General features: G+C 45.1%; 11 protein-coding genes. 10 read left to right on the top strand and 1 reads right to left on the bottom strand.

Annotation, left to right across the window (positions count from 1 at the left end):
* Positions 1–26 precede the first annotated feature (26 nt).
* The 5 genes from NBH01_RS04045 (at position 27) to NBH01_RS04025 (ending at position 6,046) form a co-directional block, all read left to right on the top strand.
* Positions 27–2,366, top strand: a complete 2,340-nt coding sequence (locus NBH01_RS04045; protein ID WP_016267452.1) for a transglycosylase domain-containing protein — start codon at positions 27–29, stop codon at positions 2,364–2,366.
* Between the two features lie 10 nt (positions 2,367–2,376).
* Positions 2,377–2,757: a 2-amino-4-hydroxy-6-hydroxymethyldihydropteridine diphosphokinase gene (locus NBH01_RS04040; protein ID WP_008761418.1), complete on the top strand. Its 381-nt coding sequence runs from the start codon at positions 2,377–2,379 to the stop codon at positions 2,755–2,757.
* On the top strand, positions 2,754–3,506 hold the full coding sequence (kdsB, locus tag NBH01_RS04035; protein ID WP_008761419.1) for a 3-deoxy-manno-octulosonate cytidylyltransferase: 753 nt from the start codon (positions 2,754–2,756) through the stop codon (positions 3,504–3,506). The genes NBH01_RS04040 and kdsB overlap by 4 nt, the downstream gene beginning before the upstream one ends.
* A 3-nt stretch (positions 3,507–3,509) precedes the next feature.
* Positions 3,510–4,793, top strand: a complete 1,284-nt coding sequence (locus NBH01_RS04030) for a M16 family metallopeptidase (protein ID WP_054959078.1) — start codon at positions 3,510–3,512, stop codon at positions 4,791–4,793.
* Positions 4,794–4,876: 83 nt separating this feature from the next.
* Positions 4,877–6,046 carry an MORN repeat-containing protein gene (locus NBH01_RS04025; protein ID WP_250700002.1) on the top strand — a complete coding sequence of 390 codons (1,170 nt, stop codon included), beginning with the start codon at positions 4,877–4,879 and terminating at the stop codon, positions 6,044–6,046.
* Between the two features lie 212 nt (positions 6,047–6,258).
* On the opposite strand, the gene NBH01_RS04020 is transcribed toward NBH01_RS04025, so the two are convergent.
* The gene (locus NBH01_RS04020) at positions 6,259–7,197 is read right to left on the bottom strand and encodes a ribose-phosphate pyrophosphokinase (protein ID WP_225679888.1); all 939 of its coding nucleotides are present in this window, start codon (positions 7,195–7,197) and stop codon (positions 6,259–6,261) included.
* A 306-nt stretch (positions 7,198–7,503) separates the two neighbouring features.
* Between NBH01_RS04020 and NBH01_RS04015 the strand changes: the two genes are divergently transcribed.
* The 5 genes from NBH01_RS04015 (at position 7,504) to NBH01_RS03995 (ending at position 15,743) form a co-directional block, all read left to right on the top strand.
* The gene (locus tag NBH01_RS04015) at positions 7,504–11,751 is read left to right on the top strand and encodes a DUF5113 domain-containing protein (RefSeq protein WP_061473190.1); all 4,248 of its coding nucleotides are present in this window, start codon (positions 7,504–7,506) and stop codon (positions 11,749–11,751) included.
* 35 nt (positions 11,752–11,786) lie between these two features.
* Entirely contained in the window at positions 11,787–12,515 is a 729-nt protein-coding gene (locus tag NBH01_RS04010) for a DUF5932 domain-containing protein (protein ID WP_008761423.1), read from the top strand.
* Complete coding sequence (locus tag NBH01_RS04005) at positions 12,505–13,959, top strand: AbgT family transporter (RefSeq protein ID WP_008765615.1); 1,455 nt, start codon at positions 12,505–12,507, stop codon at positions 13,957–13,959. The genes NBH01_RS04010 and NBH01_RS04005 overlap by 11 nt, the downstream gene beginning before the upstream one ends.
* Before the next feature lie 93 nt (positions 13,960–14,052).
* A complete protein-coding gene (locus tag NBH01_RS04000) occupies positions 14,053–14,640 on the top strand; it encodes an RNA polymerase sigma-70 factor (protein ID WP_008761425.1) in 588 nt (195 codons plus the stop codon).
* 77 nt (positions 14,641–14,717) lie between these two features.
* Positions 14,718–15,743, top strand: a complete 1,026-nt coding sequence (locus NBH01_RS03995; protein WP_008761426.1) for a FecR domain-containing protein — start codon at positions 14,718–14,720, stop codon at positions 15,741–15,743.
* Positions 15,744–15,761 lie beyond the last annotated feature (18 nt).

Below are 15,761 nucleotides of genomic sequence, written 5' to 3'. Positions count from 1 at the left end.
AGCATCTTTTTTAAGCTAGAAGAAACATGATTCGAAAAATAATAAACGCTCTTTGGGGATTGTTGGCAGTTGCTTTAATAGCTATCGTAGTTGTTTTTGTGTCTATCTCTAAGGGCTGGATAGGCTATATGCCTCCTGTGGAAGAACTGGAAAATCCCAATTATAAATTTGCAACTGAGGTATTCTCGGAAGACGGGAAAGTACTGGGTACCTTCTCAATGGAAAAAAACAATCGTGTATACAGCAGCTATGCCGATCTTTCTCCCAACATCATTCATGCGCTGATTGCGACGGAGGATGTTCGCTTTGCCGAACATTCCGGTATTGATGCGAAGGCACTTTTCCGTGCCATCGTCAAGCGTGGATTATTGTTGCAGAAAAGTGCGGGTGGAGGTAGTACGATCTCACAACAGTTGGCAAAACAGTTGTTTACGGAAAAGGTGGCAAGCAATACTATGCAGCGTCTGTTGCAGAAACCGATCGAATGGGTGATTGCCGTAAAACTGGAACGTTACTATACGAAAGAAGAGATTCTGACAATGTATCTTAATAAGTTCGACTTCCTGAATAATGCTGTCGGTATAAAGACAGCCGCGTCTACTTATTTCGGCTGTGAACCCAAAGATTTGAAAATAGAGCAGGCAGCGATGTTGGTGGGAATGTGTCAGAATCCGTCCCGTTATAATCCGGTATCCCGAAATCCGAAAATCCGTGAGAATGCATTGGGACGTCGTAACGTCGTACTGCGTCAGATGGAAAAAGCCGGTTACATCTCGGATGCGGAATGTGATTCTTTGCAGGCACTTCCGCTGAAACTTGCATATACCCGTGTAGACCATAAAGAAGGTCTGGCAACCTATTTCCGCGAATATCTTCGTGGTGTGATGACTGCCAAGAAACCGGTTAAGAGCGAGTACCGCGGCTGGCAGATGCAGAAGTATTATGAAGATTCACTTTCATGGGAAACAAATCCGCTGTACGGCTGGTGCGCCAAAAATAAAAAGAAAGACGGCTCGAGTTATAATATCTACACGGATGGTCTGAAGATTTATACCACCATCAATTCGCATATGCAGCAATACGCTGAGGATGCTATCAAAGAACATTTAGGCGACTTCTTGCAACCTCTGTTCTTTAAAGAAAAACAAGGAAGTAAGAACGCCCCGTATGCAAGGGCATTGCCGCAGGCGCGGGTGGAAGAATTGCTGACCAGAGCCATGAAACAAACCGAACGTTATAATGTAATGAAGTCAGCGGGTGCTTCTGAACAGGAGATTCGCAAAGCATTCGATACTCCTCAGGAAATGTCTGTTTTCACCTGGGCAGGTGAGAAGGATACGATTATGACTCCGATGGACTCTATTCGCTATTACAAACACTTCCTGCGTACAGGATTCATGTCGATGGACCCGATGACCGGATATGTGAAGGCGTATGTTGGAGGACCGAATTATACATATTTCCAATATGACATGGCAATGGTGGGACGCCGTCAGGTAGGTTCTACTATCAAGCCGTATCTGTATACACTGGCGATGGAGAACGGATTTTCACCTTGTGATCAGGTGCGTCATGTAGAACAAACGCTGATTACCGAAACAGGAGAGGCATGGACTCCCCGAAACGCCAATAATAAACGTTATGGTGAAATGGTGACTCTGAAATGGGGACTGGCCAATTCGGATAACTGGATTTCGGCTTACCTGATGGGTAAACTGAATCCTTATAACCTTGTAAGGCTGATTCATAGTTTTGGTGTACGAAACAAGGCGATCGACCCTGTTGTTTCACTTTGTTTGGGTCCCTGCGAAATTTCTGTCGGTGAAATGGTAAGCGCATATACAGCTTTTGCCAATAAGGGGATTCGGGTAGCTCCGTTATTCGTCACCCGCATTGAAGATAGTGACGGCAATGTGCTTTCTACGTTTGCACCGCAGATGGAAGAAGTTATCAGTGTTTCGAGCGCATACAAGATGTTGGTAATGCTTCGTTCCGTTATCAATGAAGGAACAGGCGGACGTGTTCGCCGTTACGGAATTACGGCCGATATGGGCGGTAAAACAGGTACGACCAATGATAACTCGGATAGCTGGTTTATGGGCTTTACTCCATCATTGGTGTCCGGTTGCTGGGTAGGAGGTGATGAACGTGACATCCACTTTGGTACAATGACTTATGGACAAGGGGCTGCCGCCGCATTGCCTATCTGGGCAACTTATATGAAGAAAGTCTACGATGACCCGACTTTGGGATACAGCCAGACGGAAACGTTTAAACTGCCCGAAGGTTTTGACCCTTGTGCCGGTTCGGAAACACCGGACGGAGAAGTCTTCGAAGAAACGGGACTGGACGATTTGTTTAATTAAACCTCTCATCGTGCATAAATGTATCATTTGTATCGGAAGTAACTACAACCGGAAAGAGAATCTTCTTCTGGCTCGCAGGAGACTGGTGGATTTGTTTCCTACCATCCGCTTTACGTCTGAACAGGAGACACGCCCTTTGTTTTTCAGAAGTCCGGCATTGTTCTCCAATCAGGTGGCGATGTTCTTCTCGGAAGCGGAGGAGGAAAGAGTGCGCAAGGAGCTGAAAGCTATCGAGCAGTCCGCTGGGCGTCGTCCGGAGGATAAGAAGGAAGAAAAAGTCAGTCTGGATATTGATTTGCTCTCTTTCGATGACCGGGTGTTGAAGCCGGAAGACCTGAAAAGAGAGTATGTTGTGAAAGGATTAGAAGAATTAAAATACAATCAGATATGAAATTTCTGGGAATAATACCTGCCCGCTACGCATCCACCCGTTTCCCTGCGAAACCATTGGCTATGCTGGGGGGGAAGACGGTGATACAGCGTGTATACGAACAAGTAGCGGGCATCTTGGATGATGCTTATGTGGCTACCGATGACGAACGTATTGAAGCTGCCGTAAAAGCATTCGGAGGAAAAGTTGTCATGACTTCCATTGATCATAAAAGTGGTACCGACCGCTGCTATGAGGCGTGCACAAAGATCGGGGGCGACTTTGATGTGGTAGTCAATATACAGGGGGACGAACCTTTCATCCAGCCTTCCCAGCTGAATGCTGTAAAGGCTTGTTTCGAAGACCCTACCACGCAGATTGCTACGTTGGTGAAGCCTTTCACAGCCGATGAACCGTTTGCCGTACTGGAGAATGTCAACTCCCCGAAAGTGGTGCTCAACAAGAATTGGAACGCACTTTATTTCAGCCGTTCCATCATACCTTTTCAGCGCAATGCCGATAAGGAAGACTGGCTGAAGGGACATACCTATTACAAACATATCGGTCTGTACGCTTATCGCACGGAAGTATTGAAGGAGATCACCGCTCTACCGCAATCCTCTCTGGAGTTGGCAGAATCACTCGAACAGTTGCGCTGGCTGGAGAATGGATATAAAATAAAGGTAGGCATCAGTGACGTGGAAACGATCGGTATCGACACACCGCAGGATCTGAAACATGCAGAAGAATTTTTGAAGAACAGAAGCTGATTTATGGATCGTACGATACAACCTGAAATACAAGCCCTGAAAAATTTCCATATCCTTTCTCCCGTCCGGACTACTTTGCCGAACGGTGTCCCGTTGACGGTTGTCAATGCCGGTGAACAGGAGGTGGTCCGTATGGATATTCTTTTTGCCGGAGGGCGCTGGCAACAGTCGCAGAAGTTGCAGGCGCTGTTTACAAACCGGATGCTACGCGAAGGCACGCAGAAGTATACGGCGGCAACCATTGCAGAGAAACTGGATTATTATGGTTCATGGCTCGAACTGTCCAGTTCGTCGGAGTATGCTTATATCACTGTCTACTCGCTGAACAAGTATCTGGCAAAAACGCTGGAAGTCGTGGAATCCATGATTAAGGAACCTGTGTTTCCGGAGAAAGAACTGCATACCATCCTGGATACGAATATCCAGCAATATCTGGTCAATACTTCTAAAGTAGACTTCCTTGCACACCGTGGCCTGTTACAGGCGCTTTACGGGACACAGCATCCATGCGGGCAAATTGTAGTGGAGGAGGATTATCATGCCATTATACCGGAAGTACTCCGTGATTTCTACGGACGGCATTATCATTCGGGCAACTGTTCCATTTTCCTGTCGGGTAAGGTGACGGAAGATATCATCCGCCGGGTGACCGGTGCTTTCGGGACTCCTTTCGGACAATATCAGCTGAAAGCATCAAAACCGATATTTTCATTCGTTGCCGTTCCCGAAAAACGAATATTCATAGAGCGTGAAGACGCTTTGCAAAGTGCGGTGAAGATGGGATGTACCACCATTACCCGTCAGAATCCTGACTATCTGAAATTACGCGTACTGATGACGCTGTTCGGAGGATACTTTGGCAGCCGTCTGATGTCTAATATCCGTGAAGAGAAAGGATATACTTATGGGATTTCTGCCGGAATTATGTTCTATCCGGATAGCGGTTTGCTGGGAATCTCGACCGAAACGGATAATGAATACGTGGAACCGCTGATACAGGAAGTATATAATGAGATAGACAAACTACACCGGGAGCCTGTTCCTATGGAAGAACTGACGATGGTGCGCAACTATATGCTGGGCGAAATGTGCCGGAGCTATGAATCGCCTTTCTCGCTGGCGGATGCGTGGATTTTTATTGCTACTTCGGGGCTGGATGACCAGTATTTCTCCCGTTCTTTGCAGGCTGTAAATGAGGTGACACCTCAGGAAATACAGGAATTGGCACAGCGCTATTTGTGCAAAGAGACATTAAAAGAGGTCATTGCTGGTAAAAAGTTGTCATAATTTGCTTTCCGGTATGGCACTTTTTGGGAGAGAAGTTGTATCTTTGTCCAAACTGTAATTTTAATGAGTAACGAGTAAAACTAATGAGGAAATATCTATATACTACACTTTTTTTGACTCTTCTTGCACAGGGAGGAGTGATGGCACAAGATAACAATACCAGCAAAGGTGGGTTCTTCGGAAAGTTGAAAGACACATTCTCTACAGAAATAAAAATCGGAAATTATACTTTCAAAGATGGTAGCGTCTATACAGGAGAGATGAAAGGACGCAAACCGAACGGAAAAGGGAAAACGGTCTTTAAAAATGGGGATGTCTACGAAGGGGAATATATCAAAGGAAAACGTGAAGGCTACGGAATCTATTCTTTTCCGGATGGAGAGAAGTACGAAGGTCAGTGGTTCCAGGATCAGCAACACGGAAAAGGAATCTATTATTTTATGAATAATAACCGTTATGACGGAATGTGGTTCCAGGATTATCAGCATGGTGCCGGAACGATGTATTATCATAATGGCGACTTATACGTGGGCAACTGGGCGAACGACAAGCGTGAAGGCGAAGGTACTTATACGTGGGCGAACGGTGCTAAATACAGCGGTCACTGGAAGAATGACAAGAAGAACGGCAAAGGTACCATGAACTGGGACGATGGCTGCAAGTACGACGGTGACTGGAAAGATGATGTACGTCACGGAAAAGGCGTATTCGAATATACCAACGGAGACAAGTATGACGGTGACTGGGCAGATGATATCCAGCATGGAAAAGGTACTTATTTTTTCCATACGGGAGATCGCTACGAAGGTTCTTATCTTTTGGGAGAACGTACCGGAGAAGGCGTTTACTATCATGCCAATGGAGATAAATATGTAGGAAATTTCAAAGACGGTATGCAGGATGGAAAAGGTACCTTCACGTGGGCAAACGGTGCTATGTATGAAGGTGACTGGAAAAACAATAAACGCGAAGGCAAAGGTATCTATAAATGGAGTAACGGGGATGTTTACGAAGGAGACTGGAAAAATAATCGTCCTCACGGTCAGGGCTCTCTGAAAACCGTTGCCGGTATGCAATATAAAGGTGGTTTTGTAGACGGACTGGAAGAAGGACAAGGCGTTCAAATCGACAAAGACGGTAACCGCTTCGAAGGCTTCTTCAAACAAGGAAAGAAAGATGGTCCTTTTGTAGAAACGGATAAAGACGGAAAGGTGATCAAAAAAGGAACCTATAAAATGGGAAGACTTCTTTAATGGATAATTCTTAAATGGAAAATGGATAATGGGCTGCGCGAAAAGTGTAGTCCATTTTTTTATGGGATGAGGAGAGAAATTGTGGTAATAATGATAATCAGCGGAGGGCAGGTATATAATGAAAATAAATCATTTAATGGATAATGAAAATGGATAATGAAAATGTCCGCATGGCCATTATCCATTATCCATTATCCATTATCCATTATCCATTAAATAATGTACTGTGAACTGATGGACTCGTTATTCATTACCCGCTTGATTGTTTCGGCAAACATATCAGCGATGCTCAGTTGTTTCACTTTCGCACATTTCTTAGCGTAAGGGATACTGTCTGTAAATACCATTTCAGTCAGTCCGGATTCCTGTACACGGAAGGAAGCAGGGTCAGACATTACACAGTGGCTGGCAATAGCGCGTACAGATTTGGCTCCGGCCTCTATCATGATATTGGCAGCTTTGGTGATGGTACCTGCTGTATCTACGATATCATCGATCAGTACTACGTTTTTGTTTTTCACGTCACCGATGATTTGCATAGAAGCTACTTCATTGGCTTTTTCACGTGACTTGTTGCAGAGTACCAAAGGTACACCAAGGTATTTGGAGAAAGTGCTGGCGCGTTTTGAACCACCTACGTCCGGTGTAGCAATCACCAGGTCTTCCAGTTTCAATGACTGGATATAGGGGAGGAATACGGCTGATGCATACAGGTGATCTACGGGGATATTGAAGAATCCCTGAATCTGGTCTGCATGCAAATCCATGGTAATCAGTCGGTCGATACCTGCTACTGAAAGCAGGTCGGCTACCAATTTAGCTCCGATAGATACACGAGGTTTGTCTTTTCTGTCCTGACGTGCCCATCCGAAATAGGGGATAACAGCTACGACGCTCTTTGCAGATGCACGTTTGGCGGCGTCGATCATCAGGAGAAGTTCCATTAAGTTGTCTGAGTTAGGGAAAGTAGACTGCACAAGGAATACATGTGCGCCACGAATTGATTCTTCGTAAGAAACGGCAAACTCACCATCTGCAAAGTGGGTGATGTTCATGTTTCCCAGAGGACAATTGAGACTTGCGCAGATTTTCTCTGCAAGATATCTCGAGTTAGTTCCCGAGAATACCATAAAGGGTGCTTTTTCGCTCATTTTGTAATAGATGTTACCTATTTGTTAATTTGCCTGCAAAGGTAGGAATTTCTCTTATTATTTAGAAAGACTTATTGTAGAAAAAATAATTTTCTCTCCAACTTATCGGAAATATTTGTAGATTTGCAAGTAAGAACGAAGAACTGAGAATGAAGAATGAAGAATTATGGACGAAAAACAGAAAATGAAGAGCGAAGAATGAAAGATAGTTATCGCCTGTCTTTTTATTCTCCATTTTCCATTTTCCATTCTCCATTATATATAATAGGAGTATTGTTGCTTTCCTCCCTTTTTTCGTGTACCGACATGGTGCCCACAAAAGAAGTGAGGCTTATCGACTCGCTGAATGGAAAAGCGTATGCTTATCGTTACCGTAATCTGGACTCTTCCTACAAATACGCCTATAAAGCATATCGGCAAGTAAACCTGTATAAGTCGGGGAAAGCGGAAGCTTCCAATAATCTGGGGTTCTGTGCTTTCATGAATATGGATTTCGACCGTGCCGAGGCGTATCATAAAGAGGTATACAAGCTGACTAAAAATGAGCTTGAACTGTTGATAGCAGACATCGGACTGATGAAAATCTGCCAGCGGACAGCGCTCAACAAAGAATTTTATGATTACCGGAACAGTGCCCTCCGACGGATGAAGCGTATCCGTGAAGAGAGCGACCTCTTTGCCGACCGTCACGAAGCGCTTCGGCTGGATTACGCATTTACCGAATTTTTTCTCGTTTCCTCCATTTACTATTACTATCTCCAGCAACGGCAGGAAGCGATAACCTCTATCGATAATATTCAGGAAGACGAAGCGTTGAGCGATACCAATCAGCTTCTTTATTATCATTATCTCAAAGGATCGGCTTCTTTGGTCGCAGCGAATACTCCGGAAGAACGGAAACTCCGCGAGTTTGACGAACTTTATTTCACTTGGCGGACAGCCGTGAAGAGCAAGCATCCGTATTTTGAGGGGAATGGAATGCAGGGACTTGCCAATCTGATGGCATCCCCGTCTAATTTTGAGTTTTTCAAGACAAGGCGTACACATGCGTTGGATCAGTTTGATTTTCCGGTAGATTCTTTGTTCCCTTTGCGTTTGGCCCAACTGGCACTGGAGAAATTTCGCGAATATAATGACTTGTATCAGATTGCCGGAGCTTATGTATCTATCGGCAAATACCTGAATGCGCATGGACGTTATCAGGAAGCTTTGGATACATTATCAAAAGCATTGAACTGCGTAAACCATCATCACATGCTTTATTATCATAATGAAGTGGATACGCTTGATAAATTATATACGTTTGCCGAGGGAGATACTACTTATACCGGAGTTCCATGGATTGGACAGGAGAAGGTGAAGACCGTTCCCGAATGGATCTCACGGATAAGGGAGCAGTTAAGCGTTTCATATGCCGGGCTGGGGATGAAGGATGCTTCTGATTATAACCGGAATATCTATCTGGATATTTTGAACTTTACCCGTCAGGATAAGGAGTTGGAAAGCCGTTATTTGTCTTTGGAAGCAGGTTCGCGACAGATGACGGTCGTTCTTTTTTTGGTTATTGTCGGCTTGGTACTGGTGATTATCCTTTGGTGGTTCTTCAACAAACGTTCCAAAATTAGGAATCAGGTGGATGTGGAACGTCTGCAACGGATTCTCTCTCTTTGTCGGGATATCACTTCTTCCATACCGATGAACGTACCTCTGATTCAGCAAGGCATTGACCAGTTGTTCGGGAAAGGACGTCTGACGCTGGAAATTCCGGAAGAAGGAAAAGCTGCACTGGTACCTACTTCCCATCGACTGAACCGGGACGAGAAGGCATTGGTGCATGTAGTGGAACCTTATATCGTATGGGCTGCTGAAAATGAACAAATGGTGGCTACCTTGAGTGACGAGCGAAATCAGCTGGAGAAACAGCGGTATATCTACGAGCAGCATATTGCAGGAAACAAACGTCAGAATCTGATAAAGAAGGCTTGTATGGCCATCGTGAACGGGATTAATCCTTATATCGACCGGATTCTGAACGAAGTACATAAGCTGACGGAAAAAGGTTATATTGATGACGCCAGGATAAAGAAAGAGAAGTACCAGTACATTGATGAACTGGTGACTACCATCAACGAATACAATGATATTCTGGCACTTTGGATCAAGATGAAGCAAGGTACGCTTAGTCTGAACATCGAGACATTCAGTCTGAATGAACTGTTTGATTTGCTGGGAAAAGGACGGCGTGCTTTTGAAATGAAAAAGCAAAAGCTGGAAATCGGACCGACTACCCTGATGGTAAAGGCCGATCGCGCATTGACCTTGTTTATGATTAATACACTGGCTGAAAATGCCCGTAAGTATACGCCCGAGGGAGGAACGGTAAAAGTATATGCACATGCTACCGACGCATATGTGGAAATCTCCGTAGAAGATAATGGGAGAGGGCTTTCAGCAGAAGATATCGCGCATATCATTGGTGAAAAGGTATATGATTCGCGTGCTATCGGCATGAAAGACGCGGCAGATCCGGAAGAACTGAAAGAGAATAAAGGAAGCGGTTTTGGCTTGATGAACTGCAAGGGAATCATAGAGAAATATAAGAAAACGAATGAACTGTTCCGAGTATGCGTATTCGATATAGAAAGCGAACCGGGAAAGGGAAGCCGTTTTTATTTCCGCTTGCCTTCAGGAGTACGTAAAGTGATTGGCGTGTTGCTCTGCCTGTTGCTTCCGTTGGGAATGGCTTCTTGTCTGCATGAACCCCTTCCGTCGATATTGCAGGATAGTGACTCCATTGCGATTACTACAGACTCTACTTATGAAGATCTGCTTGATGCAGCCTCTGATTATGCCAATGCCGCTTATTTTGCCAATGTGGATGAGAACTACGAAATAGCCTTGCAGTATATAGATTCGGCAATGATGTCGCTGAATGAGCATTATAAGAAATATACGCGTACCCCGAAGCCGCATCGATACATGAAACTGGTGGGAAAAGGAACCCCTGCCGAACTGTTTTGGTGGAATGAACTTTTTGATTCAGACTATCATGTGATTTTGGATATCAGAAATGAAGCGGCGGTAGCATTCCTTGCTTTGAAACAAATTGATGCCTACAGTTATAATAATTCTGCTTTTACAGATTTATATAAAGTACAGGGAGAAGACCAGACTTTGGAAGGGTATTGCAGGCAGTTGGAACGATCCAACACGAATAAGACAGTGGGAATCATCCTCTGTTTCGTCTTGCTGATCGTTTCTCTGATCGGCTATTATCTCTTGTATATGAGGAAGATGTTGCAGAACCGTCTGAACCTGGAACAGGTGCTTGAGATAAATCAGAAAGTTTTTGCCGCCTCTTTGGTCAGACCTCAGACTCAGGAGAACGAGGAAGCGCTTCAGAGGGAGGAAAATACACTTAAAGAGATTCCGCAGCGCATCGTGAATGAGGCTTTTGGCTCAGTAAATGAGTTGCTGACAATCAGCCTGATGGGCATTGCAGTTTATAACGAAACTACGCATCGGCTGGAATATGCTTCCTGTCCCGGACAGGAAATGCCGGAGATGGTGCAGCAATGTTTTGAAACGGGGGAATATCTCTCAGAACAGAATTTGCAGGCGATTCCGTTGATGGTGGAAGCCGGAGGTGAGCATCAATGTGTAGGTGTGCTTTATCTGGAACGGAGGGAAGGGACGCAACAGGAAACGGATCATCTTCTTTTTGAACTGGTAGCACGTTATGTATCGATTGTGGTATTTAATGCAGTGGTAAAACTTGCCACGCAATACCGGGATATCGAGTCGGCACACGAGGAAACACGCCGTGCTTCGTGGGAAGACAGTATGCTCCATGTGCAGAATATGGTGCTCGATAACTGCCTTTCGACGATTAAGCATGAGACAATTTATTATCCGAACAAGATCAAACAGATTATCGGTCGGTTGAATACGCAGAACCTTCCGGAAAAGGATGAACGGGAAGCTGTGGAGACGATTACGGAACTGATAGAATATTATAAAGGGATCTTTACGATTCTGAGTTCATGCGCTGCCCGACAGCTGGAGGAGGTTACTTTCCGCCGGAATACGATTCCGGTACAGGAGCTTTTTGATGCTGCCGGAAAATACTTCAGGAAGGTCATGAAAAACCGGACGGAAAAGGTAGAACTAATCATAGAACCGATGGAAGCCAAAGTGATCGGCGACGTGAATCAGTTGCGTTTCCTGTTTGAGAATCTGATTGATGAAGCATTGGCGGTTCGTGAAGAAGGAGTGATACGCTTGCAGGCTCGTAAGGACAACGAATATATCCGTTTCCTCTTTACGGATACCAGGCGCGAGAAGAGTGTGACGGAGCTGAACCAGTTGTTCTATCCGAACTTGGCTCGTATGACTTCCGGCGAAAAAGGGGAGTTGAGGGGAACGGAATATCTGATATGCAAGCAGATTATTCGTGACCATGATGAATTTGCGGGGCGCAGAGGATGCCGTATCAATGCCGAACCGGCAGAAGGGGGAGGATTTACGGTTTACTTCACCATCCCGCGCAGATAAGAAAGAAGACACATAAAAGTTATTAGATAAATAAAATGGAAGAACAGAAGTTTAAAGTTATTATTGTAGAGGACGTAAAACTGGAATTGAAAGGCACAGAAGAAATTTTCCGTCATGAGATACCCAACGCAGAAGTGATCGGCACGGCAATGACAGAAAGCGAGTTCTGGCCGTTGATGGAAGCACAGCTTCCCGATCTGGTTTTGCTGGATTTGGGACTGGGAGGTTCTACGACGATTGGCGTTGATATCTGCCGGAATATTTTCAAACGTTATAAGGGGGTTCGTGTATTGATCTTTACGGGGGAAATACTTAATGAAAAACTATGGGTGGATGTGCTGAATGCAGGAGCGGACGGCATTATTCTGAAAACAGGAGAATTGCTGACCAAGACAGACGTACAAGCTGTGATGGACGGCAAGAAGCTGGTATTCAACTATCCGATTCTGGAGAAGATCGTAGATCGTTTCAAGAAGTCGGTAGCGAATGACGCCAAGCGTCAGGAAGCGGTAATCAACTATGATATTGATGAATATGACGAGCGTTTTCTTCGCCATCTGGCATTAGGCTACACCAAAGATATGATTGCCAACCTGAAAGGAATGCCATTCGGCGTGAAATCATTGGAGAAACGACAGAATGACCTGATCGGACGTCTCTTCCCGAATGGAGAACGGGTGGGAGTGAACGCGACCCGTCTGGCTGTCCGTGCATTGGAATTACGCATTATCGATCTGGATAATCTGGAAGCTGATGAAGAGTAAATGGCGTATGCCGCATCCCGCTACGATGTTCCTGCTGCTGACAATGGCGGTGGTCTTTCTTTCGTGGATATGTGATATCTACGGACTGAAAGTAACGCTGCCGCAATCAGGGGAGGATATTCGGGTGCAAAGCCTGCTGAGTCCTGAGGGAATCCGTTGGTGGTTGCGGAATGCTATCAAGAACTTTACCGGTTTTGCTCCGCTGGGTATGGTGATTATCGCCATGTTCGGACTGGGGGTGGCCCAACATTCCGGATTTATCGATGCGTGCATCCGTCTGGGAGTGGGAAACCGGAAAGAGAAAAGAAAAGTTATCCTGTGGGTGATTGTTCTCGGATTGCTGTCGAACGTCATTGGTGACGGCGGTTATATTATTCTGCTTCCCATTGCCGCCATGCTGTTTCAGTGGGTGGGACTTCATCCGATAGCGGGGATTGTGACGGCTTACGTTTCCGTGGCCTGCGGATATAGTGCCAATATCGTATTGAGTACGATGGACCCGCTCTTGGCGCATACCACTCAGGAAGCCGCGCTCACACTGATGGGATATCAGGGAAACACGGAGCCGCTATGCAACTACTTCTTTATGAGCGCTTCGACAGTGGTAATTACAGGGATCGTTTATTGGGTGACTCAGAAATGGCTTCTCCCGAACTTAGGAAAATATGAGGGAAGTGTGAAAGTCGAAGCCTACCGCCCTTTGTCACGGAAAGAACGTCGTGCGCTGATGGTGGCTGTCACAGTGGCAGGGATATACGTTGCCCTTATTTTGTGGCTTACTTTCTCTTCCTATGGTATCCTGCGTGGCGTTAACGGAGGTTTGATGCACTCGCCCTTCATAGCTGGTATCCTGTTTCTGCTATCTCTGGGCGCAGGCTTTACGGGGATGGCCTATGGATTCAGCTCCGGTCGTTATCGCAGCGATAATGATGTGATCGAAGGACTTACCCAGCCGATCAAACTGCTGGGGGTATATTTCGTTATTGCTTTCTTCGCTGCCCAGATGTTTGCCTGTTTCGAGTATTCTCATCTGGACAAGTGTCTTGCGATTATGGGAGCGGACCTGCTTTCTTCTTTTGAGCCGGCTCCTTTGTCCGCACTCATCTTGTTTATCCTGTTTACGGCGTTTATCAATCTGATTATGGTATCCGCCACTTCCAAATGGGCATTTATGTCTTTCATCTTCATTCCGATGTTTGCGCAGATGGGGATTTCGCCGGACGTCACGCAGTGTGCTTTCCGTATCGGAGACAGTTCGACAAATGCCATTACTCCTTTCTTATTCTATATGCCGCTGGTGTTGACGTATATGCGGCAATATGACAAACAGATCACATATGGATCGTTGCTGAAATATACATGGAGGTACTCCTTGTGCATTCTGGCAGCATGGACATTGCTGTTTATCGTATGGTATCTGTTGAAGATACCGATGGGGTTATAATTCACGATTCAAAGTTCCGGTTTTAATAACCGGAATTTTGAGTTTCTGAATTAATCGCTATATTTGCACCCGTCCCTTAAAGAAAAAGAACGAATGAATTTACCAGAAGTCTCTGAAAAACTAATCGAACAACTGAATCACGGTAGCACCAAAGCATTTGATAAAATTTATCATACGTACTATTTATACCTGTGTGCGATAGCTGTTTACTATGTACATGACAAGAGAGTCGCCGGTGAAATAGTCAATGATGTCTTCGTCTCTTTCTGGCAGAATCGCCACCATATCACTTATCCTGCCCTTCCGTATCTTCGTCGGGCTATACAGAATGCAAGTATCAGTTATTTGCGGTCTTCCGCTTTTAATGAGCGCATAATGACCGAACAGATGGAGGAAATATGGGCTTTTCTAGAAAATCATATTCTTTCTTCCGACAATCCATTGCAGGCATTGGAAAGCAGTGAAATGAACGAGATCATTCTGCGGAAAGTAGAGGAACTCCCTGCCAAATGCCGTGCTGTTTTTAAGGCGAGCCTGTATGAAGGCAAATCGTACAGCGAAATTGCGGAAGAGCAGAATATTAATGTCGCCACCGTCAGGGTGCAGATGAAAATTGCGCTGACTAAATTGCGCGAATCCCTTGGTACTCCCTATATGATAGCTATTTTGATGTTTCTTTAAAAAAAATCGGTTTTCTTTTAAACGTTTCTTTTTTTATTGCGTATCTAGTTATATACACCATAGAAAAAGAACGGTTTATGATAGAATATTACGATAAAGAAGAACTGGAATTACAGATTAGTAATTATTTGTCGGGCAATAGTACCGATGAAGAAAAAGAAACGTTGCTTGCCTTTCTGGCTTCCAATGAAGCAGCTGCCCGGACTTTCCGGGAAATGTCTGCCGTATGGGCACTTTCTTCCGTACCGTCGTTTGCAGAAATAGAAAACTCCAATTTAGTGCGGATAAAGGAGAGAATGACTGCTCCTGCCTCTTCGAAGCCTGTCCGGAAACTGATACCTGTCTGGCTGAAAGTGGCTGCCGCCGTTATTCTGCTGATCGGCTGCAACTATTTCTGGTATACGTATACGGAAAATCTGACGGAAGTATATACCAACGCCGATTCTCCTTACGAAATCAAGGTTCCTGCCGGATCAAGAACGAATATCGTTCTTCCTGACGGGACGGAGGTTTCTCTGAATGCAGGTTCTGTATTGCGCTATCACCGTGGGTTTGGTATCCGCGAACGTAATGTGACGTTGGATGGCGAAGGATACTTTAAAGTTGCGAAAAATGCAGAGGTTCCCTTCTTCGTGAAGACGAACGATGTGCAGGTGCAGGTAGTCGGCACGGTATTCAATGTCCGTGCTTATGATGACGATAATTATGTGATGGTGTCTCTGCTGGAAGGCAGGGTGAATTTATCGGCGTCTGCTAATTCTGTGATGAAATTATTCCCGAATGAGCAGGCACTGTATAACAAGAACACCGGACGAATGGAAAAGCTGAAGACCAATGCAAGTAAAGCCTGCGATTGGCTGGATGGCGGGTTGACCTTCGAGAATGCTTCATTCGCTGATATTGCCCATCGTCTGGAACGTAAATTCCAGGTGAAGATCAGCATAGAAAGCGAACGCCTGAAGGCCGAACACTTCTCCGGTTCTTTTGACAGCAATCAGAATATTTATGATATATTACACGAAATCAACGTTGAGAAACAATACACGTGGAAAGTCAGTGGTGACACCATCTTTATTACCGATAAAAGAAAGGGGGTAAGATAAAAGGAAGGAGAAAGAAAA

The organism is Bacteroides sp. B1-V-101 (assembly GCF_023656585.1).
Classification (GTDB): Bacteria; Bacteroidota; Bacteroidia; order Bacteroidales; family Bacteroidaceae; genus Bacteroides; species Bacteroides thetaiotaomicron.
Note: the sequence above shows the minus strand (reverse complement) of the source record. Positions and strands in the feature narration are given on the sequence as shown.